The organism is Paenibacillus albidus, from assembly GCF_014644435.1.
Taxonomy (GTDB): Bacteria; Bacillota; Bacilli; order Paenibacillales; family Paenibacillaceae; genus Paenibacillus_AQ; species Paenibacillus_AQ albidus.
Genome location: NZ_BMKR01000003.1, coordinates 40,996 through 64,344, shown reverse-complemented (window position 1 = coordinate 64,344; position 23,349 = coordinate 40,996). Strand labels below are relative to the sequence as shown.

Here is a 23,349-nt window from a genome sequence, read left to right as displayed (position 1 = left end):
ACCTCATTTATATCTATTTGATATATCCATTCGATACATTTATAATCGCGTTTTATGGCGAAAGTGTCAAGGTATTTTTTTCCTGGCCTCAAAAATAGGCTATCTCCGGCCAGTATCCTGGCAGAGGCAGCCTATCAGCAGGTCCAATGCAACCCTTATTTATACTCTTAGTTTTCCGTGCTTCAGTTGCGAATTCTCTATCTGGACCGTGCAATGGGTAATGCCAAATCTGGTCTCAATCAGGGATACCGCCTGCTGCAGAAGAGCCTGACTATCTTTGTCGTCTTCAATGAGCAAATGGCAGCTGAGCGAATCAAGCCCCGAAGTGATGGTCCAGATATGCAGATCATGAACATTAAGTACGCCCTCGATTTCCAGGAGCGACTGCGTTACTTCACCGGCATTGATCTGGCTGGGTGTCCCTTCCATAAGGATATGGAACGCATGTCTGATCACGCCCCAGGCGCCTTTGAGAATAAGCAGGGCTACAAGAACGCTAATGATCGGGTCAGCCACATACCAGGAGAACAGATTCATGATAAGCCCGGCAAGTATGGCCCCGACAGACCCCAGCGCATCGCCCAAAATATGCAGATAAGCAGAGCGCACATTTATATTGCCGTGTACATCGCTTTTGCGCATCAAGGCCCAGGCGCTGATCAGGTTCGCCAGCAAACCGACAGCAGCAATAAGCATCATGGGACCGCTGGCTACTGTCGGAGGCTCGAAGAAACGCTGGTACGCTTCCCATATAATAAAGCCGGCGATGACAAACAGAGTAACCCCGTTAAATAATGCAGCCATAATCTCAAACCTGTAAAAACCGTAGGAGTTTTTGAAGGACGGCGGTTTTACGGCAAAGATCATCGCAACCAGGCTTAATGCAAGCGAGGCGGTATCGCTAAGCATATGCCCGGAGTCCGACAGCAGAGCCAGGCTGTTGGTAATCAGCCCGCCGAAGAATTCCAGAAACATAATGCCTCCGGTAATCAGCAAAGCGATAATCAGGCCTTTTTTGTTGTTGGGAGCGTGTGAGTGCCCGTGTCCGTGCGAGTGGTCGTGTTGATGGTGGGAATGCCCGTGATCTTTATGATTCCCGTGAGTGTGTTCTTCATGGCTGTGTGTATCCTCATGCGAATGGTTATGCATAGTAATGCCCCTTTCCAAGAAACATATGAATGATTGCTCATATGTTAATCATATTCCTGATGTTTTTAAAGATCAAGTCTTTTTGGTAAGATTCTCTAAACTATAAATGCCCATACGAGAAAGTGAACACGTGCCAACACGCATTGACACTCCGGGATTATGGGGAATATAATACGGGTAATACCATAAATGAACAATTGCTCATATGTTATTTTTTTATCGAAGGGGCTGAGTAGTGTGAATACGCTGGAAGGTAATGTGAAACGCCAGTGGGAGCTTACCGGGCTGGATTGTGCAAATTGTGCCATGAAAATTGAAGATAGAGTGGGGAAGATTGAGGGGGTAACGTCCTGCTCCGTCAATTTTGTAACCAAGACGTTGACGATGGAGACGGTTGCCGGCTATGAAGCAGCAGCAGCGGCGGAGGCGCAGCGTACCGTAACGTCACTGGAGCCGCATGTGAAGCTGAATGAGAAAATATCCGGCGCGGTAAGGCCCCGTCCTTCTGCACATGCGCATATAGCAGGAGACGACCCTGCGCATGATCATAAGCATACGCATGCGGCGGAGGCTGGCCATGACCATAGCCATGCCCATGGCGAAGGGAATACACGCCGCATTCTCCTGCGGCTGGGCGGCGGAGGTATTCTTGCAGCTGCTGGCATGTTTCTGCCGGTCAGCGGAATACCGGAGCTGCTGTTATTCCTGGCCGCTTACTTTATTGTGGGCGGGGAAGTCGTCTGGCAGGCAACGCGCAACATTATGCGCGGGCAGGTGTTTGACGAGAATTTCCTGATGGCGCTGGCGACCATCGGTGCCTTTGCCATTGGGGAATACCCCGAAGGCGTTGCCGTTATGCTCTTTTACCAAGTGGGAGAGCTGTTCCAGGGGCTGGCGGTCAACCGTTCGCGGCGCTCCATCACGGCGCTGATGGACATCCGTCCCGAATTCGCGGAGCTGAAGGTGGGGAACGTTACACGGCGCGTCTCACCGGAAGAGGTGGGCGTCGGCGATATTATTCTTGTCAAGCCGGGCGAGAAGGTGCCGCTGGACGGCAGGATTCTGGAAGGTAACTCGATGATGGATACCTCAGCCCTGACGGGAGAGTCTGTCCCGCGGTCGGCAGGTCCGGGCAGTACGGTCCTGAGCGGCTTCATTAACCGCAACGGCGTTGTCACCATCGAGGTCACCCAGACCTTTGGAGAATCGGCCGTATCCAAAATCCTTGAACTGGTGCAGAACGCTGCAGGTAATAAAGCGAAAACCGAAAATTTCATCACCAAGTTCGCCCGTGGCTACACCCCGGTGGTTGTAATAACAGCTGTATTGCTGGCAGTTGTTCCACCGCTTCTGATCAGCGGAGCCACGTTCTCCGACTGGATCTACCGTGCACTTGTATTCCTGGTGATCTCCTGCCCTTGTGCGCTGGTCGTGTCGATTCCGCTCGGATTCTTTGGAGGGATCGGCGCCGCTTCGAGAAGCGGCATTCTGGTCAAAGGCGGCAACTTCCTGGAAGCTCTGAATGAGGTGAAGATGGTGATCTTCGACAAGACCGGTACACTGACCAAAGGCCAGTTTAAGGTGGCGGGAATCTATCCTGCTGCGGACATGGCGGAGAGCGAACTGCTGCGGGTGGCTGCTTATGCGGAGAGTCACTCAAGCCATCCGATCGCCGAGTCCATACGGGTTGCCTATGGTGCGGACATAGCCAAAGAAGGGATCACGGATTACAACGAGATTCCGGGCCATGGTATTGAGGTCCGGGTAGAAGGCCAGGCGGTGCTGGCCGGCAATGCGCGGCTGATGGAGCAGGAACGGATTGCGTACCGCTTGCCGGAGCAGAGCGGCACGGTGGTTCATCTGGCCATCGACAAGCAGTATGCCGGTTGTCTGGTGATTGCCGATGAAGTGAAGGAGGATTCCCGGGAAGCCATCCGGGCGCTTAAAGAGCTGGGCATCCGCAAGACGGTCATGCTGACAGGTGATACAGCTTCCGTTGCCGAGGCAGTGGGGAAGGAGCTGGGTGTGGATGAGATCTATGCCGGGCTGCTGCCGCAGCACAAGGTGGAAGTAATGGAGAGACTGGAAGGAGAGCAGTCCCGGCGGGAGAAAATTATTTTTGTCGGCGACGGCATTAATGATACTCCGGTGCTGGCTAGGGCCGACATCGGGATTGCCATGGGCGGACTGGGCTCGGACGCGGCTATCGAGGCGGCGGATATTGTCATCATGACGGACGAACCGTCGAAGATTGCTGCGGCCATCGGCATAGCCAAGCGAACACGGTCCATCGTCTGGCAGAATATTATTTTTGCCCTGGGGGTAAAAGCGGTCTTCCTCCTGCTGGGTGCGTTCGGGATTGCCACTATGTGGGAAGCAGTGTTCTCGGATGTCGGCGTGACTGTACTCGCTGTGCTCAACAGCGTGCGGGCTTTGAAGGTGCCGGGGCAATCCTGAACAATAAAAGTACACAAATGAACTTCCGGATTCCACATTGTGGGTCTGGAGGTTTATTTTTTGTGCCGGGGATAAAGAAATTTGTCTGATTATGCCGATATATGAATATGTATTTACAACATATGGAAATTGAAACCAGAAATGGTGGGAGGCGTTTTACGGATGGAAGGCATTGAAGTGAAAGGCGCACACACAATAGAGACGGAGAAAAACGGCAAAAAAAACAACAAGAAACGGAACAGGCCGGCGGCGGACAAGAGAGCAGCCTCGATTCAAACCAAGTGGTCGCTGGTCATATTGGCGCTGGCCGTAGTTCCATTACTCGGAGTTACTATTTTCTTTCTGCAGTATTTTGGCGGGGTTACCCGGTCGGACAGTGAACAATTGGCGCAAAAGATTCTGGAGATGAACACGACCCGCATTGACGAATGGCTCCAATCCAAGACTTCTGCGGTGAAGGAGCTGGTTGCTGCGCATCCGGAATTTGACCCTGCGAGACCGGCCAGCCTTTTCCCGACCCTTCAGGTGCTGGAGGAGAGTGATTCAAAGTCGGAAGGCTACAGCGTCATCAATACAAGCGGACTTCTGACCAATAGCATGAAGATGACAGCCGATATGGGGACAGCCGATTATTTCCTGAAAGCCAAGCAGACCCTCAGTCCGGCTGTTGCCGACATGTCTTTTCTTGAGCCGATGAATAAATACATCATCCCGGTGATTGTCCCCATGGTGGATGCTTCCAAGCAATTCACAGGCGGCGTTGCTTTTTCGGTCACTCCGGATATTCTGACAGAGATGAGCAAGAACATCCATGTAGCGGAGACTGGATATGGTTACGTAGTATCGGGAAAAGGTGAATATTACACTTATCCGGACGCTGCACGCATTGGCAAAACGCTGGCCGATTATGCGAAAACACCTGAAATGCAAAACACTGTGAAGCAAATCATGAGTGAGAACAGCGGTACCGCATCCTATGAGGGGGAAAATGGGCAGGCGGTTATCACCTATTTCAAGACCATCCCGGGCACGGATTGGAAACTTCTGATTACCGTACCGGAGAATGAAATTTATGCCAAGGTTACTTCAGCCCAACAATTGGCGTTAGTTTTAATGCTGGCAGTGATTCTTCTGGTGGTGCTGATTTCCTTGTATCTGACCCGGCGGATTGTGAAGCCGATTGTTGCCATTTCTGCTGTGACGAAAAAAGTGACAGAAGGACGTCTAAATGAACGGGTGGCTGTCCGCTCGGACGATGAAATCGGCCGGATGAGCAAGGACATTAATGAGATGATTGGGTCGTTGTCCGGACTGGTCAGTAAGATTGATACTGCCGTTGTGCAAGTGGCGGAATCCTCGGAAGGATTGCTGCAGGCTGCGAATCTGTCCTCCAACACCTCAGCGGAAATTTCCGTGGTTACACTGGAAGTGGCGCAGGGAATGGAAGCCCAGTTCAAAGGCTCGGAGCAGTCGGCCCGGGCCACAGAGGAAATGGCGGTTGGGCTGCAGCGGATTGCCGAGTCTTCAGTAAAAGTATCGGATCAGGCGGAGACCGTCAACTCCGAAGTGGAGAACGGCTATCATGAAATCGAGTCCACTCTGCAGCAGATGCACATTATCAATACAACGGCTAATCAAGCGGCTGAAGCCATCAGGCAGCTGACGGAGCAGTCCGAGCAAATTGGGAATATCGTAGAAGTGATCTCGGAAATTTCCAACCAGACCGGACTGCTTTCCTTGAATGCTTCCATTGAAGCCGCCAGAGCAGGCGAACATGGGCGCGGGTTCGGTGTTGTAGCCAATGAGGTGAAGAAGCTGGCCGAACGCACCAATCAATCTGTAATTCACATTGTAGAGCTGATTGGGCAGATTCAGTCTTCCACCACGCAAGCTGCCGATTCTATGGAGAAAAGCATTTCTGAGATTGGCGACGGGATGGCCAAAATGAACAATGTGGGTGTTTCGTTTGGGCATATCCGCCAATCGATCCGTGAGGTTTCCCAGCAAATTCAGGATGTATCGGCCATTAATGAAGAGATGTCTGCAGGCACCGAGGAAATTACGGCCTCTGTCACCGACATGCTGACGATTGCCAGGGAATCGGCGGAGAATGCTCAGGCGGTTGCCGAAGCCTCCACCGGTCAGACCGAAATTATGAAGGATATTGTCTCCTCTGCGGAATCCTTGAACAAGATGATGTCCGGTCTTAAGCAGGAGATCGGAAGATTCAGGCAGTAACGGCAGCGGCTCAGGCTTGTTCCTCTAACTTCAGGCTGGCGATACCGCTGCGGACAATGTCGCAGGAGGTATTAAATTTGGTGAATTCCTCACTGCTGAGATTCAGCTCAAGCAGCTCCTTGATGCCGTCTCTGCCGATAATGGCCGGGACGCCGGTGCATGTTCCGGTCTGTCCGTACTCGCCCTCCAGAATGGCGGATACGGCAATGATCTTATGCTCGTCATTGAGAATGGAGCGGGTAATATAGGCCAGTGCGCTGCCAATGCCAAAATGTGTCGAGCCTTTGCGGGTGAATATTTCCCAGCCCGCATCCTTGGTCTTGCGGGCGATATCCGCAAGATCCAGGTGGCTGAACCGCTCGCGGTGCTGCTCCAGAATATGCAGAATCGGCTTGCCGCCAATCGTGACATGGGACCAGGCTACGAATTGCGATTCGCCATGCTCCCCCATGGCATAACCGTTGACACTGCGCGGATCAATGGAGAAGACCTCGGACAGCAGCGTCTTTAGCCGGGAAGAGTCGATGGAGGTTCCGGTCCCAATCACCCGGTGCCGGGGCAGCCCTGATTTTTTCCAGACCAGATAGGTAACAATATCGACGGGGTTGGCGGCGACCACGAAGATTCCGTCGAAGCCTCCGGCCATGATGTTCGTGACAATTTCATCGGTTATGGCAGCTGCCGCATCCATCACATCCAGCCGGGTTTGGCCCGGCAGCGGATTGGCGCCGGCTGTCAGAATAACAACGTCCATGGGTGCACAATCGCTGTAGGTCCCGGCATATACCTTGGTGCGGGTTCCCGTGAAATCCATGCAGTGCGAAAGATCCAGCGCTTGGGCCAGAGCCCGGTCATACGTGCGGTCGATCATCATAATCTCGTCGCAAATCGCCTGATTAACCATGGAGTATGCACAGCTGGAGCCAACCATTCCGGAGCCGACGATGGCTACTTTTCTTGATTTACTTTTCATATCCCCTGCCTCGCTCTCTGAAAGTTATACCCTCCTATATTTTAACTGATCCTGGAGGGAGTTACCTGACATCAGCCATGAAAAAACGAAGGGGTGTCCCATAAGCCGAAAATGGCTGCTTGGGACACCTCTTTTTTGATTCGGAAAGACATTTGGAGCGAGAGGTCCGTTGGACTGGCTGCTGCTTCAGTGTATTTAGTGCAGCCAAATCGCTCTGGGAGGGCTCAAAAGTCCATTCTGATGTATTTTGTACATCTTGAAACAGAGATATTATCGAAATACAGGTTTGTTCAGCCTTACCTGATGCATAAAATGCAGCCGAATCGAAAAAAAGCCAGGTTTGCCAGCATTCTGATGCACAAAATGCAGTCAAACCCAGACTTATCTCCCAACTAGCAAATCTATACCCGCGGTTCGGGAAGCTGTGTCTGCGGCGGGACAAGAACGTTGTAGCGTTTGTACATGAAGAATCTCCAATGGAGAATCATGCCGAAGGCCAGAATGAAGAATAATCCACCTGATTGCGGTACGGAGATATACCGGTTGATAAATTCATGCAGCAAAGTGCGGACGAGAAGCAGGCCAAGCAGGATAAAAGCAAAGCTTTTGGAGCGCTGCGCATAAATTTCGCCATCCCGTTGCTCAAAGGTAGTGGTGCGGATCAGCGGATAGGCGAAGACAAACCAGCCGATCAAAAAAGCGAGCACCGCCCACCACCAGGGGAAGCGGACCTCCGGTACCACAAACATGGCAAAACCCGTCGACATGCCAAGCGGTGGAATCCATATTTTGCGGATCGTCACTGGACGGGCACTTGCTTTTAGGCGGATAAAGATAACCATCAGCGCCATGAACACGGCCCCTACAGTGGAGCCGATATGCAGAAGCGAGGGGTTAATGCTGCCCATGATTCACGTTCCTCTCTGTGATTTGAGTCACTAATGCCTACATTATAACAGAAAAATGATGGCAAAACATTGAACGGTGCAAGGGGAAGAAAGCGCTGGAATATATTTAGGACAAAGGCTGCTGAGCTAAGTGATTACACAGGTAAAACCCGCCGGGAGCAAGCTCCCGGCGGGTTTTGGGCAAGCAGCTGGCAGTTGCCGCTGCTTAAGGGTAACACGGACTTACGAACGGCTGCGTCCTCCAACCGAACGAAGGATGAGGCTGACAATGAAGATCAGAACGATAGCACCGATCAGGGAAGGGAACACGTAGAAGTCGCTGACTCTTGGTCCCCAGCTTCCCAGCAGCATGCCACCAAGCCATGATCCTAAAATACCGGCGATAATGTTACCAATTACCCCGCCCGGAATATCTCTGCCCATGATCAGGCCTGCCAACCAACCGATTACTCCACCAACGATTAACATCCAGAGAAAACTCATTTTGCTTCAGCTCCTTTTGTGTTTGTTGTCTTTGATGCTTACTATTAACCTCATGCAGATTGTTTAAACCACATGTGAAAATTTGGCTCGATCATTATAGCTTGCCCTTTATTGAAGCAATTTACACACAAAAAGTATTGAGCCAATAAACATGATATAGTGAAAAAAGAACGGGAGAAAAGATGCGTTGCCCGTTGTACAGGGTAAGTAGAGGTTAGACAAGCTGCAGTAAATATACGATAAGGAGTCGCTGCCATGAAAAGGCCAAATCAAGCCGAGTTTTATGTGGGAAGCTACAGTCCCGAGGGAGAACCAGCTATTCATTTATGCACACTCGATCTTGCTTCAGGAGAGATGAGGGTACAAAGTTGGACAGCTGGCATCGAAAATGCGTCGTATTTGGCGGTCAACAGTGTAAAAAATGTGCTGTATGCGGTCAGCGAAAAGGATGAGGGTGAAGTGTATGCTTTTGCCATTGATCCTGTGGCCGGATCGTTAACGGAACTTGGCAGCCGCAAGACTGAAGGAGGAGCACCTTGTTATGTTTCTATAGCTCCCAAAGGCGATTACATATTTGTCTCCAACTATTCGGGAGGGAATATTAACGTATTTCCGGTGAACGCGGACGGTTCCCTGCAGGAGATGTCGGCCCAAGTCCGTCATGCAGGTGTTGGAGTACGCGAAGACCGTCAGGAAGGCCCCCATCCCCATTCCATCATCCCGGACAGCCGGGGTTCACGTGTGCTGGTCTGTGATCTGGGTCTTGATCAAATCCTGATCTACAATGTGGAGGACGGCAAACTGACCACCCATCGGGAGATTGAGCTTCCTCCAGGCTCCGGACCGCGCCATCTGGCCGTACATCCTACCGGGAAATGGATGTATCTGATTAATGAGCTGAACAGCACGGTGACCGTGTTCACCAATAATGAACAGCAGGGAGATCTCCAGATATTGCAGCATCTGAGCACGTTGCCCGACCAGCACATTGCCGGCAGCGATGATACGGGCGCCGACATTCATGTATCCCCCTGCGGACGGTTTCTGTATACTTCCAACCGGGGGCATGACAGCATCGCCCTGTTCCATATCGATCCTGCAACTGGATTGCTGCAGGCCGAAGACTGGCAGAGTACAGGAGGGCGCACCCCCCGCAATTTTGCCATAGTCAGCGGTATGCTGCTGGCGGCCAACCAGAACAGCGGCAATATCACCTCATTTACTATCGACAAGGATTCGGGCAGGTTAATCCCTACAGGCAATGAGCTGGAGCTTCCGGCACCGGTGTGCATCAAAGCGCTGTAAGTGAAGACTGAACATTCTATGCTTCGCCAAAAGGGACTATTCCTGCAAGTGCCGATGTATGTGGGCATCTGGAACAGACCCTTTTGAGGCTGTCTTTCAGCGGGGAGCCTTTGTTCTGGCATAGAAGCCGATGTCATCCAGCATAACCTTATCGCCTTCTTCCTGAAGATAAAAGGTGATTTGGCTTAACTGATCCGGGGCAAGCGTTGGTGCTTTTTCCCGGAAAAGCTCAAAAGGCAGCTCATACGTCTGGAAAACAGCCTCAGAAAGGTCGCCATATTTGCCGTCACTGATCCGTTCTTCCAGCCATGGATGGAGCGTGAATTGGGTCTTCGGCAGCGGCAGGATCTCCATAACCTCGGACAAAGGCAAGCGGGCAGAGGTGCCCTGGCGGTCGGTCAGTTCAATCTCCACGGCCGGGGCCGGCCGTGGAACACCGGCGTCCTCCGCCTTGTCGGCATTGCGGTTCGCCATCGCAAAGGTTAAGCCTTCAGCTCCGGCAAGTGTATGCTCTGCGGCCGTTCCGTTTTGTAGAGCAATGCTGTAATATGCTCCCGGGTCCTGCGCTGAAGTACGTTTCAGAACAACGCCGTAGTTGGCTTTGCTCTTGTTCTCACGGTCCATGGCAAGCTCTTCCGCCCAGACTAGCCCTTTGGACTCCGCCGTACCGTTGACGGCTGTGCTTGTAATACGGTCTTCCTCAAAGGTAGCCACAGGACGAAAAGATCCGTCCAGGAAACGGTTATAATAAGAGGTCGTTTCGGGCAGCCACTGCTGCCCGCTGCGGTAGTCGCGGAACAAGCCCTCATATTTGTGTTCTCCATGCAGTGTCGCTTCCAGAAAAGCAGAGACATATACCTTGGCCAGCTGCCGCTGTGCGGCTCCGTCCATAATGCGGCTGCGGCTGAGGAACAATCCGGCTGGAAGTGACTGATCGTAGCCGCCCCAGTCGCTGTTGAATTGACTGTGATTGGCATCCGCAATATACAGGGAGCTCTTGAAGGCGGTGGAGCCGGCTGAATAGGTGGAGCGGTTATACTGCCGGTCTCCATAGAAATCATGCACATCCCCGTCGCGGGCACCCTGAAGGGTTAAATAGTTGATGTCCTTTAAGCGGGCCTGCTGACCGTCGACGACCTTGTCCGTAGGAGCGAGGGCGATGACGGATGTGATATGGAACCGGCCTGCCGCTGTCAGTACGGGGTCGCTTTTGAACCAGCGGGCGGCATCGGCGGCCATAGCGGCGGCCTGTCCGCCGCGGCTGTGCCCGAGGAGAGCGGTCTGCCCAAAGTCGATTTTGTGATAAAAGGGATTGCCGCTCTCCTCCGAGTAGGTGCCGAGCTGCTCCAAATGCTTCAGAATCATCCAGGCCCGGACTTTGAAATCATGCTCCGGAATGCCGGACCATGCCGAATAATTCAGGAAGTTCTGGTCCAGGGCTACAGCAATGAACCCCCGGCTGGCCAGCAGCTCGCCCAGATAGGCGTACCCTACATCGGAGTAGTCCTCCATCATATGATTGCCATGTACCAATAGCACCAGCGGATAAGGACCGTCCCCGGAAGGCATGAAGACGCGTCCGTTCACGGGAAGCGAGCTGCTGTCAAATCCCCAGAACAGGCTGCGCAGCCGGGGCCATTTCTTGATATAAGCGGAAGCATCTGCCGGGAAAGAGCGCAGCGTGATCCCTTCTCCATATTCGGCGCGGTGCAGATCCTGTCCGCTTCCGTAAGTAAAGGTGGTGAATGGTGTATCTCCGGGAAGACCCGGATTGGCGGCGGCAAGCTCAGGCCATTCGTCACTGGATGGAATAAACGTATCTGTCACCGCTGTCTCCTGGACCTTGCTGGCCAGAGCCAGCGGTGACAGGGTTAACGCCGCTATGAGCAGCAGCGCCAGCGCGACCCGTCTGCTGCGCAGCAGGCCGATTACGATACCGCCCGCACCTCCCGCAAGGGAGAGCAGGACGGCAATGGCTGCCGCTGCATCCAGCTGCACATCGGCATAATACAGAATAAGCAGAATAACGATGGCATCCGCCAGCAAGCAGCCTGCGAACAGCCTGGCGATACGTATCCCGGTCAAGGCCAGCAGGACAGCCAGAATATGGCCGGCAACCAACAGCACAATGGTTCCGGTGCCCGCAGCCAGCAGGATGTCGGCAGGCAGCCCCAATCCGGTGGGAATTCCCAGGATAGTAACCGTGAAGGCCAGAAAAGAGACGATCCAAAGACCGGAGAGTGCCGTCCTCCAAAAGGTGGTGTCGTACCGGTAAGTTTCTTTGATCCTGCGTCCCATAGCATTCAGTATACGCCGGCGCCGGCGTTGCCGCTGGGGCACAGGCGCATATTCCCATTCCATTTCCATGTGTTTCTCCCCCGAAACTGACGGCAATTACAGATTCTTGATCTGCCTGTATTAGATGTAGCAATAATATTACTTTGGGGCTGCAAAGACAAGTGAAGCTTGAAAGGCCCATATTCAGCGGTTTACACTCCGCAAAAAAAGGTTTGACAGTGACGGAGGGTTTCAGTATTATAACTCCATAACCTACTAAATAGATAGGAATAATAATTAAAAAGAAATGTTCTCACCGTACGAACGGAGGAACGCCCGCGCTTGGCTAGCAGACACGGTCTTATTTTGACCGGTTTGACCTGCCCGCAAGCGGGCTTTCCTCCGTTTTTTTGTTAGGAGAAATAATCAAATCTATAATTGCCAGAAGAAAACCATGGGGGAGTGTTCAAAATGAAAAAAACGTTCAAGAAGGGGCTTCTTGCAGGATTTACCTTGCTGTTAACGGCAGGGCTCGCCGCTTGCGGCAGCGGCAACACGGCAGATCCGGGTGAGAATACAGCAGCGGCTACCAACTCGGGCAACGGCTCAGCAACGGCAGCGCCGTCCAAAGAGCCTGTTGAACTGCTGAATGTGTCGTATGATCCTACGCGTGAGCTGTACGAGAGCTATAACAAAGCCTTTTCAGCATATTGGGAGAAAGAGAGCGGCCAGAAGGTTACGATTAAACAATCCCATGGAGGATCAGGCAAGCAAAGCCGGGCCGTGCTGGACGGTCTGGAAGCGGATGTGGTAACACTGGCGCTGGGTTACGATATTGATGCCTTGCAGGGCTCCGGCCTGATTCAGGAGAACTGGCAGAGCCAATTCGAGCATAACAGCTCCCCATACACCTCTACCATCGTGTTCCTCGTCCGCAAGGGGAATCCGAAAGGGATCAAGGACTGGCCCGATTTGTTAAAAGAAGGTGTCGAAGTCATTACTCCAAATCCGAAGACCTCGGGCGGCGCACGGTGGAACTATCTGGCGGCTTGGGGTTATGCGCTTGATCAGAACAACAACGACGAGGCCAAGGCTGAAGCATTTGTCAAAGAATTATTCAAGCATGTTCCTGTTCTGGATACAGGGGCACGCGGAGCAACGACGACTTTTGTGGAACGCGGGATTGGCGATGTGCTGATTGCCTGGGAGAATGAAGCTTACCTTTCGGTAGAGGAGCTGGGCCCGGATAAATTCGATATCGTCAATCCCTCTGAGAGCATCCTTGCTGAGCCTCCGGTGGCGGTTGTCGATAAAGTCGCAGATAAAAGAGGGACACGTGAGGTGTCCGAAGCCTACCTGAAATACCTTTACAGCGAAGAGGGGCAAAGAATAGCCGCCGAAAATTATTATCGCCCTACACTGGACAGCGTAAAGGAACAATACAAGGATAAATTTCCGGAGATCAAGCTGTTCACCCTGCAGGACAAATTCGGCACCTGGAAGGAAACCCAGGAGAAACATTTCAACGACGGCGGGATTTTTGACAAAATCTATGTGCCTGGCAGCTAAGCTGGCGGGAAAGGATGAAACTTAGGAGATGAATGCTGTCACCAATACAACTGCGGCAAAGCGCAGAGTACTGCCCGGCTTCGGGCTGACCATGGGCTGCAGCGTTTTATATTTGAGTCTGGTTGTGCTGCTGCCGCTGTCCGCGCTGCTGTTCAATTCGACGGGACTGAGCTGGGCGAAGTTCTGGGACGTGGCTACGGATGCGCGCGTACTTGCCTCCTACCGGGTCAGCCTGTCGACGGCGGCGGCTGCTGCTTTTGTGGATGCTATTCTGGGTCTGCTGCTGGCCTGGGTGCTGGTTCGTTATGAGTTTCCGGGCAAAAGAATTTTCGATGCCCTGATCGATCTTCCGTTTGCGCTGCCGACGGCAGTGGCGGGCGTCTCGCTGACGGCACTTTATGCCCCGAATGGCTGGATCGGCTCCTGGCTGGAGCCTCTCGGCCTAAAGGTGGCCTTTACCCCGCTTGGCATCACGCTGGCGCTGATGTTCATCGGGATTCCCTTCGTGGTCCGCACCGTTCAGCCGGTGCTTGAGGACCTGGACCGCGATGCGGAGGAGGCTTCCGCTACCCTTGGGGCCGGGCGCTTGCGGACCTTCCGCAAGGTCATCCTGCCGGAGCTGATCCCGCCGCTGCTGACCGGCTTTGCCCTGGCTTTGGCCCGGGGCATCGGCGAATTCGGCTCCGTTGTGTTTATCTCCGGCAATATGCCGATGCGCACGGAGATCGCTCCGCTGCTGATTATGTCAAAGCTGGAGCAGTATGATTACGCAGGAGCCACTGCCGTGGCGCTGCTGCTGCTGCTGATCTCCTTTCTGCTGCTGCTGGTCATCAATACCCTCCAGCGCTGGGCACGTAAAACCTCCCGGTAAGACGCCGGGGTGAACATAATGCATTCTTAAAGGGATTTACCCTGAAGGAGGAAATCACTATGGCGGGCACCGTCCCCCTCTACGTTCCCCGGCCGCAGAAGAACGTTTCCTCGCCGGCAGCAACGGAATCCGCAGCAGTGAAATGGATTCTGATCACCGCTGCCGGATTGGTGCTGTTCTGGCTGATTGCCTTGCCGCTGATTGTCGTGCTGACAGAGGCACTTAAGAAGGGATGGGATGTATATCTGGCTGCATTAACGGACCCCGATGCGCGTTCGGCGCTGCGGCTGACGCTGCTGGTGGCGGTGATTACCGTTCCGCTGAATACTCTTTTTGGCGTGAGCGCGGCCTGGGCAGTAACCAAATTCCGTTTTCGCGGCAAAGGGTTCCTGATCACCTTGATTGATCTGCCTTTTGCCGTATCGCCGGTGATCGGCGGCCTGATCTTTGTCCTGGTGTTTGGTGCACACGGCTGGTTCGGCCCCTGGCTAAGCGCGCATGATATCAAGATTGTGTTCGCACTTCCGGGGATCATCCTGGCCACGCTGTTTGTAACCTTCCCCTTTGTGGCCCGGGAGCTGATCCCGTTGATGGAGGATCAGGGGACCCAGGAAGAGGAGGCGGCGATCACGCTGGGGGCGCGCGGCTGGCAGGTCTTTTTCCGGGTAACGCTGCCTAATATTAAATGGGGGCTGCTTTACGGGATTATTTTGTGCAATGCGCGGGCCATGGGTGAATTTGGTGCCGTGTCCGTCGTTTCCGGGCATATTCGCGGAGAGACGAATACCCTGCCGCTGCATGTGGAGATTCTGTACAATGAATACCAGTTCTCGGCTTCTTTTGCCGTAGCCTCATTATTGCTGCTGCTGGCACTGGTGACGATGATTATGAAAAGCTGGTTGTCCCGTAAAAATGTGCATTGACAGCTCTTTTGGTTCCATGCTACTTTAAAACTAAGTATACAGGTTGGTTATTACGGAATTAGAGCGGGGAATATTCCCTATCCGGAAAAGGGAGGCTGGAGAATGGCTAAACCACTGAAGGTGGATGAGGTCTGGCTAACACGGATTGCAGGACTGCTGGATGATATGGAATTCGGCTCCCTGCACATCGTGGTGCACGAGGGTCAGATTGTTCAGATGGAACGGACGGAACGCAAACGTTTTGAGAACGAAAATACAAATGCACGTTATAGTGGAGAGACCGGAAGCCGGCGGACCGATTCCCGTTCTGCGGGGCGAGGGTAGGGCATTATCTCATAGATCTATACAAGAACGGCCCGCTCCCGGGATTGGGGGCAGGCCGTTTTTGGCTATGCAGGGTGATTAAGGATAGTAGCGGTTGCGCCGTTGTGAAGAGAAGATGCCTTCTACGAGGAGCACGATGGCAGTGATGGCGTGCATCACCCAGCCGACAAAAGGAATCAGCGCAACAATTGAGGTAATAATACCAAGAGCGTTCCCGATTATAGGGCCGCGGTCTCTTAAGATTACGACAACGGCTATGGCATGGAGCACAAAGGCAATCCCCAGCGGAGCCCAGCCATTCGCTACCACAAACAGGCCGCCGACCAGCGGCAGGGCCAGAAAAGCCTCAAACGCGAAAGTTATCCATTTTAAAAGTTTTCCCAAAGGAGACATGATCCTTCACCAACCTTTTCCTAGGTAATGTAATGATATTTATTCCACACCTTGCGCCAGTATTCAAGAACAGGCAGTTATAGTACCGCCGCTCTGTTCATGGTTATCTTATTTTACGCGGAATACCCCGTTTCGTTTCACGGCAGAGGCCGTTGTTTCTTGTTGTGAGCAGCACTGTCGTATATATTGGTAAGGAAGTGCTGTGTCTGAGAAAGAGACAAGCGGGTAAGGAGAGAGAAAACTTTGGACAGAATAGATGGATTGGTTGTCGCGCATACCCTGCCGGGGGTAGAGGCTTATCTGGCGTTGCGGCAGGAAGTCGGGTTAAGCGGCATGAGTGTGGAGGGGGCGGCTGTCGGCCTGCCACGGTCACTCTTTGCGGTTACGCTGTATGAGCAGGAGCTGCTTGTAGGAATGGGGCGGGTCATCGGCGATGGCGGGTGTTTTTTTCAAGTCACGGACATTGCCGTCAAGCCTTCTTATCAAGGGCGCGGATATGGAAAAATCATTATGGGCGAAATTAGCGCTTTTCTGGATACAGTGCCGAAACAGGCTTATATCAGTTTGATTGCGGACGGTGAAGCATACAGGTTGTATGCACAATATGGTTTTGTGCCGGTGATGCCGCAGTCGCAGGGAATGTTTCTGCCCAGAATAGTACCGGTTACCGGATAAACGTTAGATTACATATGGAGGAGACAAGGAAATGGATGTTGTAGTGTTGGGTGCATCAGGAACTATTGGCAGAGCGATTGTGCAGGAGGCGTTAAAAAGAAAACATGAGGTGACGGCCGCAGTGCGTCATCCGGAGTCATTGCAGCTGGAACATGAACGCCTGCAGGTGATAGCCGTGGATATTCTGAATCCGGCTTCGGTGGCAGCAGCCGTCCGCGGACATGGCGAAGTGATCAGCGCGTACGGCCCGGACCCGGGCGCAGAGCTGGACCTGCTGGCAGCGGCTGTCTCACTTGTGGAAGGGCTGGAGGCCGCCGGGGTAAGCCGGCTGCTTATCGTAGGCGGTGCAGGCAGCCTGAAGACGGAATCCGGGGAACGGCTGATGGATACGCCGGGCTTTCCGGAATCGGTGAAGCCGCTGGCTGCTGCCCATGCCGATGCCTATGAAATTTACAGAAACTGCGAGCTGGATTACACGTATGTCAGCCCCGCTGCCTCCATCCAGCCGGGCCGCCGCACGGGCCAATTCCGCATTGGTCTGGACCGGCTTATCGTAGATGAGGATGGGGATAGCAACATCAGCGTTGAGGATTTTGCCGTAGCTATGGTGGATGAGATGGAGGAAGGCAATTTCAGCCGCACCCGTTTCACGGTGGCGTATTAAACATCGTAACAGGGGGTGTCCCATAAGCCATGAAATGCTGGGACGCCCCCTTTTTTTAGAGTTGGATAAACACAAAAAAGAAATCGCCCTTTGGTAAAATGGAAGTGTCGAGCAACCATTTCAAACCAAAGGAGCGATTTCTTTGTACATTCAATATACCATGGACCAACTTTGCCTGGCCAATGGATTTAGCGGAAGACATTCCACAACATCACCTCGTTCGTGTCGTTAACGCCGCCGTGAATCGGCTCGGGCGACGCCATCTTTGACGCTGCCTGCCCCGGCGGTGGCCGCGACAGCTACCATCCCACAATGCTCACCAAAGTCATTATCTATACATATACGCAGCGCATCTATTCCTCCCGGCAATCGCCAAAGCGGTCCGGGAGAACCTTCCCTTCATGTGGCTGGCCGGACGGCAGTGCCCAGATTTCCGCACGATTAACCGTTTCCGTTCCCAGCGGATGAGGAACGTCCTCGAAACCGTATTTACCGCAGTCCTTCAATTTCTCGCAGACGAAACATACGTCTCCCTGGAGTATTACTTTGTAGATGAAACCAAGATTGAGGCCAATGCCAATCGCTACACGTTCGTTTGGGGGAAAGCCGTGAGTAAACACAAGGCCAAATTGCAGGAGTAGCAAAGCCGCAGGAAATCGGGAAGTGGTCGTTAGTTTGGAACGACTGTGGCACCAAAGTCAGGCTCGGGAAATTCTGCGGAGTGAAGAAGGTTATGCCTTGTCTGTGCGCCGGATGACGGAACTGGAAAGTGTGTTTGGACAACTGAAGAACAATCGGGAATTCCGGCGATTTTGGCGATGGTACATGGACAAAGTGTCGCTTGAGGTCGGTTGGCTTTCCCTTGCCCATAATCTACTGAAGCAAGACTTATGGGACATCCCCTTTGGATCATGGAAAAGCAACACTAATGTTAGATTGATGTTAGATACTTAATATTTCTATAAATATCGAAAAAGTAAGCCCTTCCATTATCCTTGGAAAATTAATTGATTGAAAATGGTGTCATTTATATTGACGTCAATGGATTAAAGTATTATCATTAAAACCAGCAATGGAGAATATAAATATGAAATACCTACACTATTGAGTTATTTTAAGATTTTATTTAGTTTTATGCTGAATTTCTTGTAAATTACATTTGTATTAATTCAGTGAAGATAATAATTAGGAGACTTGTCTGTGAAAAAACATGACCAGGATTTCATGAAACGGCAGAACCGGCTTACCGTGTTCGAAATGATTAAGAATCACCATCCCATTTCCCGGGCATCCATTGCTAAACGGACGGGCATGAGTCCAACCACAGTGAGCCGTATTGTCGGTGAATTGACCGAACAGGGCTACTTGTTGAACTCTGAACAGGTATCGGCTGGGCTTGGCCGTAAGTCAACGCTGCTCGGCATGGTGAATGCATCAGTACTGGCAGTAGGCGTTGAGCTGGACCGCACCCGGATGAGCATTGGAGTTGTAGATTTGCAGGGGAATATGGTTTGCAGCGGTAAGTATCCGAGAGTTCCTGAAGAGAGTGCGGAGCAGACTCTGATGCATATCGGCGCGGCCATGGAAGAGCTAGTGCAGCAGCACACCATTGACCGTACACGTATCGTTGGCATTGGGGTCGGACTCCCCGGCATTGTAGATAATGAGAAGGGAGTCGTGCTGTTCTCTGTACAGCTTGGGTGGAGGAATGTAGCGCTTGCAGAGCAGCTGAAGGAGTTGACCGGCTTCGAAATAGCTGTGGACAATGAGCTTAAGGTCAAGGCCCTTGCCGAGCAACTGAAGGGTGCCGCCGTGGGTTCAAGCTGTACTGCGCTGCTGGGCTTCGGGAATGGTGTGGGTTCTGCGCTTATCCTCGACGGCGAAATCTATCGCGGCGTTATGAACAGTGCCGGGGAGATTGGGCACACCACTGTAGACCCCAACGGGACGATGTGCGAATGCGGCAAGACGGGCTGCCTGCAGACTTACATTAACATCAGTTCACTGCTCGCTGAAGCGAACCGGATTCGTCCTGTAGGCACAATCGAGGAGTTGTTCGAAGCCCGACAGGCCGGAGAGCGCTGGGCGGTCCAGCTAATTGAACGGGCACTGATTTATATGGCGATCACAATTAACAATGTCGTATGCATGTACAACCCGGACAGCGTGATCCTGAGCGGAGAACTGATCGACAAGTTTCCGGATATTTGCGATGAGGTGGAGCAGCTCTATTTCTCCCGCTTTGTCTGGGAACCGCTGCGGGCCTCCTTCGCCTTTCGGCGTTCGATGCTGAGTGAAGAGGGCGTGATGATTGGCTCGGGGCTTCTGTCGCAGAATCGTTTTTTCGCATTGGCGTAGCTCAATATTTAAAGCGGATCAAGGAGGCGCAAAATGAAATTTGTACCACTAGTGGAGGAATATCGTGCAGGTGTGCTTGAGAATGTACATTACGGTGCCGTAAGTGTAGTGAACGAGAAGGGAAATATTCTGTACCAGGCCGGTGATCCGCATCATATGACCTATCTTCGTTCAGCGGCCAAACCGTTTCAGGCCTTGCCGGGCCTGAAACGGCGGATTGATCAGATTTACGGGTTGACCAGCCGGGAGGCTGCGTTGTTCACGGCATCGCACCGGGGGGAGTCTTATCATATTGAAGCGCTGGAATCCATGTTTGGCAAAATGGGGATAGACGAAGATTCGCTATGCTGCTGCTCGACCTATCCGCTTAATGAGGAAGCAAAAGCAGAGCGCCTGCGGGCCAATGAGCCCACCCGGAGAATCTTTCACAATTGTTCGGGCAAACATGCAGGACTGCTTGGCCTCAGCAAGCATATGGGCTGGGATGAGTCCACCTATTACGACACGAATCATCCGGCACAGCGCGAGATTATCGAGACGATGGCTTACATCGCGGGAGTGTCCAAGGAATCTATCCCGCAAGGCATTGATGGCTGCGGGTTGCCAATCTTTGCACTGGAGCTTCACCGGATCGCCTGGTCATTCCTAAAGCTGGCTTGTCCTGATTTGATTGCGGACCCAGAGACAAGCCGTGCAGCGGCTCATGCCGCCAAGCTTATGAATGAGCATCCTGATATGATCGCCGACCGCAAATTTGTCTGTTCGGCACTGCTGAAGGATGACAATCTGGCGGCCAAGGGCGGAGCTAAAGGGGTATACGGCATCGGGCTGCGCAAGGAACGGCTAGGCATCTCGATGAAGGTATCCGACGGATCCGAACAGGTAAGGCCTTGTCTGATCGCCTCCATTCTGGAGCGTATAGGCTACAGCAACCAAGAGACGATTGACCGACTGTATGAGGTGGTTCCTAACATTATTGTGAATGACGGTGGCACCGTGGTAGGTGAGCGGCGTGCTGTATTTGAATGGCAGGTCTGATCTTAATATCCAGGAATGATCTTCAAGTCTCGGCAACAACTAAGACGAGAAGCTGTTCTAATACATCATATCTATAGGGGAGTGTATGGGATGAAATCGAAACCAAAAGTATGGTCCATGTTCATGCTGCTGCTGATTATGGCGGTGGTGGCTGCAGGCTGCGGGAATCAGGCAAATAACAGTGCAGGCAATAACACCACTGCTACCAGCCAGCCGCAGGAAACGGGCACAGCGGCAGGCAGTGATAAGGATATTGTGATTGCGATTAATTCCAACTTCATGACGCTTGACCCGCATAACGCCAGTGATACGCATTCGATCAGTGCGGCCAGAACGATGTATGAAGGCCTCATGGGCTTTGATGAGAATATGAATGTGATCCCAGTGCTGGCTACAGAACACAAGATCAGTGAGGATGGCCTGGTGTATACATTCACCCTGCAGGAGAATGTGAAGTTCCATGATGGTACTGATTTTAACGCGGAAGCGGTCAAGGCCAACATCGCCCGGATTCAGGATGAACAGAATAACCTGCGCCTGCGCAAAAGCTTCGCCAAAGTGGCCAGTGTAGAGACTCCCGATGCCAAAACGGTGGTGTTTACCCTAAGCGAGCCGTACAATGCCTTCTTGAATAAAGTAGCGATGGCTCCAATGATCAGCCCGAAAGCACTGGCTGAGAACAGTGCCGATATCATGAAGAGTCCAGTAGGTACCGGGCCTTTCATGTATAAGGAATGGACGCAAGGTGACCGTCTGGTGGTCGTGAAGAATCCGAACTACTGGCAGGCAGGCTTGCCGATGGTGGACAGTGTAACCTTCAGACCGGTGCCGGAGAACGGTGCGCGGATTGCCATGCTGAAGACCGGAGAAGCCGATTTCATCTATCCGATGCCAACCGAGCAGGTGTCTGAAGTAGAGGGTCAGGCGGATATCATTGTGGATACAACGGAATCTACCATCGTCCGTTATGTGACGCTGAACACGATGAAGAAACCTTTCGACGATGTGAAGGTACGCCAGGCGATCAACTATGCCATCAATAAAGAGGCGTATATTAAGGTGGTCAAATCCGGGCTTGGTTCCAAGCTGGACTCTACCATGTCGTCCAAGACACAATATTATTCCCAGCAGACCGGTTATGACTACGATGTAGAGAAAGCCAAGCAGCTGCTTGCCGAAGCGGGTTATCCGGATGGCTTCGCCACCGAAATCTGGGGCGAGAACGAATCCGAAACGATTAAGGGCATGCAGTTCATCCAGCAGCAGCTGGCGCTTGTCGGCATTAAGGTGGAAGTGAAGTCGATGGAAGGCGGCACCTTGTCCGACCAGATCAACTCCGTGCAGACGCCGGAGGAAGCCAAGGTTCAGATGTGGTATGTCAGCTGGTCTCCGTCGTCCGGAGATGCCGATGGAGCGACCAGAGGTCTGTTCAGCAGTGAGATGTTCCCTCCTGCGGGCTCCAATACCGCGTATTACAAAAATGAAAATGTCGACCAATGGATTGCAGATGCCAATAAATCCACAGATTCAGAAGAAGCCAAAGCGATCTATGCCGATATTCAAAAAACAATCTGGGAAGAGGCACCTTGGGCCTTCATGGGTGTAGACCAGATCATCTCTGGTAAACGCTCGAATCTGGAAGGGGTGAAGGTATTCCCGGACGGATCGATCAATATCCTGAAGGCTGAAGTGAAATAAGAGGCTTGGCAATTATGAACCGCAAGAGGCCGCTTCATTCCATTCCCGGAGGAAGCGGCCTCACTATATCAAAGGAACAGATGGAAGGTGGTGCAGGGGTTGGGTAGATATGCCTTACAAAGACTTCTGGGGGTTATCCCCTTGCTGTTCGTGGTATCTGTACTTGTGTTTATGTTTCTTCACTTAATTCCCGGTGATCCTGCAAGGCTGATTGCCGGACAGGACGCAACATTGGAAGAAATTATGGGGATCCGGCAGCAGCTTGGTCTTGATCTGCCGCTGTGGAAACAATACGTGCATTATATGAGCAATTTGCTGAGTGGAGACCTCGGCAACTCGATTCAATCGGGTCTGGCAGTTACGGACATGCTGATGAGCAGGGTTATGCCTACGCTATGGCTGACCTTCTTGAGTATGGCCTGGGCGCTTCTAATCGGTCTGCTGATCGGCGTTGTCTCTGCGGTGTACCGCAACCGCTGGCCGGATTACGTGGGTACACTGGCGGCTATATCCGGCATGTCGGTGCCGGGCTTCTGGCTCGGACTGGTGCTGATTCAGATCTTCTCGGTGGAGCTGGGCTGGTTCCCGACAGGCGGCGTTGATACCTGGAAGTCCTACATCCTGCCGTCAATCACACTGGGCATGGGTATTATGTCCATGCTGGCACGGTATTCCCGTTCGTCCATGCTGGAGACGCTGCGGGAGGATTATATCCGTACCGGACGTGCCAAGGGAATGCGGGAGTACGTGGTGATTGGCAGGCATGCGCTGCGCAACTCGCTGATTCAGGTGGTGACGGTAGCCGGGCTTCAATTTGGTTTCCTGCTTGGCGGCTCTGTGATGGTAGAGACAGTGTTCAGTATCCCGGGACTTGGCAGACTGCTGGTCGATTCAATCCTGTTCCGCGACTACACCGTCATTCAGGCACTGCTGCTGATTTTTGCAACCCAATTTATTCTGATTAATCTGATCGTAGATTTATTGTACGGGGTGCTCAATCCCAAAATCAGATATTCATCTTAAGCAGATTGTTGAATTTAGGAGGT

At 52.5% G+C, this 23,349-nt stretch carries 20 protein-coding genes and 1 pseudogene; 15 read left to right on the top strand and 6 right to left on the bottom strand.

Annotated features, from left to right (window positions below; genetic code table 11):
* Window positions 1–159 precede the first annotated feature (159 nt).
* On the bottom strand, window positions 160–1,149 hold the full coding sequence (locus IEY53_RS03705; protein ID WP_189022270.1) for a cation diffusion facilitator family transporter: 990 nt from the start codon (window positions 1,147–1,149) through the stop codon (window positions 160–162).
* Between the two features lie 237 nt (window positions 1,150–1,386).
* On the opposite strand from IEY53_RS03705, the gene IEY53_RS03700 reads away from it, so the two are divergent.
* Together IEY53_RS03700 and IEY53_RS03695 are read left to right on the top strand one after the other, a co-directional pair.
* A complete protein-coding gene (locus IEY53_RS03700) occupies window positions 1,387–3,606 on the top strand; it encodes a heavy metal translocating P-type ATPase (RefSeq protein WP_229695962.1) in 2,220 nt (739 codons plus the stop codon).
* Window positions 3,607–3,768: 162 nt separating this feature from the next.
* A complete protein-coding gene (locus IEY53_RS03695) occupies window positions 3,769–5,844 on the top strand; it encodes a methyl-accepting chemotaxis protein (RefSeq protein WP_189022268.1) in 2,076 nt (691 codons plus the stop codon).
* Window positions 5,845–5,854: 10 nt separating this feature from the next.
* Here the strand turns inward: IEY53_RS03695 and IEY53_RS03690 are convergent, their stop codons facing one another.
* From IEY53_RS03690 to IEY53_RS03680, 3 genes are all read right to left on the bottom strand, one after another.
* Window positions 5,855–6,817, bottom strand: a complete 963-nt coding sequence (locus tag IEY53_RS03690) for an L-lactate dehydrogenase (RefSeq protein WP_189022267.1) — start codon at window positions 6,815–6,817, stop codon at window positions 5,855–5,857.
* A 401-nt stretch (window positions 6,818–7,218) separates the two neighbouring features.
* A complete protein-coding gene (locus IEY53_RS03685; RefSeq protein WP_189022266.1) occupies window positions 7,219–7,725 on the bottom strand; it encodes a CcdC family protein in 507 nt (168 codons plus the stop codon).
* A gap of 222 nt (window positions 7,726–7,947) precedes the next feature.
* Entirely contained in the window at window positions 7,948–8,208 is a 261-nt protein-coding gene (locus IEY53_RS03680; RefSeq protein ID WP_189022265.1) for a GlsB/YeaQ/YmgE family stress response membrane protein, read from the bottom strand.
* Window positions 8,209–8,463: 255 nt separating this feature from the next.
* On the opposite strand from IEY53_RS03680, the gene IEY53_RS03675 reads away from it, so the two are divergent.
* A complete protein-coding gene (locus IEY53_RS03675) occupies window positions 8,464–9,513 on the top strand; it encodes a lactonase family protein (protein WP_189022264.1) in 1,050 nt (349 codons plus the stop codon).
* Between the two features lie 96 nt (window positions 9,514–9,609).
* Here IEY53_RS03675 and IEY53_RS03670 read toward each other — a convergent pair whose 3' ends face one another.
* Window positions 9,610–11,880, bottom strand: a complete 2,271-nt coding sequence (locus IEY53_RS03670; RefSeq protein WP_189022263.1) for an alpha/beta hydrolase — start codon at window positions 11,878–11,880, stop codon at window positions 9,610–9,612.
* Between the two features lie 381 nt (window positions 11,881–12,261).
* Between IEY53_RS03670 and IEY53_RS03665 the strand changes: the two genes are divergently transcribed.
* The 4 genes from IEY53_RS03665 to IEY53_RS03650 all read left to right on the top strand — a co-directional run bounded on the left by IEY53_RS03665 (window position 12,262) and on the right by IEY53_RS03650 (window position 15,477).
* Complete coding sequence (locus IEY53_RS03665; protein WP_189022262.1) at window positions 12,262–13,359, top strand: sulfate ABC transporter substrate-binding protein; 1,098 nt, start codon at window positions 12,262–12,264, stop codon at window positions 13,357–13,359.
* A gap of 28 nt (window positions 13,360–13,387) precedes the next feature.
* On the top strand, window positions 13,388–14,230 hold the full coding sequence (gene cysT, locus IEY53_RS03660; protein ID WP_189022261.1) for a sulfate ABC transporter permease subunit CysT: 843 nt from the start codon (window positions 13,388–13,390) through the stop codon (window positions 14,228–14,230).
* Between the two features lie 59 nt (window positions 14,231–14,289).
* Window positions 14,290–15,153: a sulfate ABC transporter permease subunit CysW gene (gene cysW / locus IEY53_RS03655; protein ID WP_189022260.1), complete on the top strand. Its 864-nt coding sequence runs from the start codon at window positions 14,290–14,292 to the stop codon at window positions 15,151–15,153.
* 102 nt (window positions 15,154–15,255) lie between these two features.
* Window positions 15,256–15,477: a YezD family protein gene (locus tag IEY53_RS03650; RefSeq protein ID WP_189022259.1), complete on the top strand. Its 222-nt coding sequence runs from the start codon at window positions 15,256–15,258 to the stop codon at window positions 15,475–15,477.
* Between the two features lie 78 nt (window positions 15,478–15,555).
* On the opposite strand, the gene IEY53_RS03645 is transcribed toward IEY53_RS03650, so the two are convergent.
* Complete coding sequence (locus tag IEY53_RS03645) at window positions 15,556–15,870, bottom strand: hypothetical protein (protein WP_189022258.1); 315 nt, start codon at window positions 15,868–15,870, stop codon at window positions 15,556–15,558.
* 243 nt (window positions 15,871–16,113) lie between these two features.
* Between IEY53_RS03645 and IEY53_RS03640 the strand changes: the two genes are divergently transcribed.
* The 8 genes and pseudogenes from IEY53_RS03640 (at window position 16,114) to IEY53_RS03610 (ending at window position 23,326) form a co-directional block, all read left to right on the top strand.
* Entirely contained in the window at window positions 16,114–16,545 is a 432-nt protein-coding gene (locus IEY53_RS03640) for a GNAT family N-acetyltransferase (RefSeq protein WP_229695961.1), read from the top strand.
* Window positions 16,546–16,576: 31 nt separating this feature from the next.
* Entirely contained in the window at window positions 16,577–17,209 is a 633-nt protein-coding gene (locus tag IEY53_RS03635; RefSeq protein WP_189022257.1) for an NAD(P)-dependent oxidoreductase, read from the top strand.
* A 142-nt stretch (window positions 17,210–17,351) separates the two neighbouring features.
* Window positions 17,352–17,847: pseudogene (locus IEY53_RS36260) on the top strand (transposase); the annotation flags it as partial.
* Between the two features lie 37 nt (window positions 17,848–17,884).
* Window positions 17,885–18,163, top strand: coding sequence for a transposase (locus IEY53_RS34920; RefSeq protein WP_229695958.1), 279 nt, complete (start codon window positions 17,885–17,887; stop codon window positions 18,161–18,163).
* Window positions 18,164–18,409: 246 nt separating this feature from the next.
* Window positions 18,410–19,567, top strand: a complete 1,158-nt coding sequence (locus IEY53_RS03625) for an ROK family transcriptional regulator (RefSeq protein WP_189022256.1) — start codon at window positions 18,410–18,412, stop codon at window positions 19,565–19,567.
* A 33-nt stretch (window positions 19,568–19,600) separates the two neighbouring features.
* The gene (locus IEY53_RS03620; protein ID WP_189022255.1) at window positions 19,601–20,605 is read left to right on the top strand and encodes an asparaginase; all 1,005 of its coding nucleotides are present in this window, start codon (window positions 19,601–19,603) and stop codon (window positions 20,603–20,605) included.
* Window positions 20,606–20,695: 90 nt separating this feature from the next.
* On the top strand, window positions 20,696–22,303 hold the full coding sequence (locus tag IEY53_RS03615) for a glutathione ABC transporter substrate-binding protein (RefSeq protein ID WP_189022254.1): 1,608 nt from the start codon (window positions 20,696–20,698) through the stop codon (window positions 22,301–22,303).
* A gap of 99 nt (window positions 22,304–22,402) precedes the next feature.
* The gene (locus IEY53_RS03610) at window positions 22,403–23,326 is read left to right on the top strand and encodes an ABC transporter permease subunit (protein ID WP_189022253.1); all 924 of its coding nucleotides are present in this window, start codon (window positions 22,403–22,405) and stop codon (window positions 23,324–23,326) included.
* Window positions 23,327–23,349: the final 23 nt, after the last annotated feature.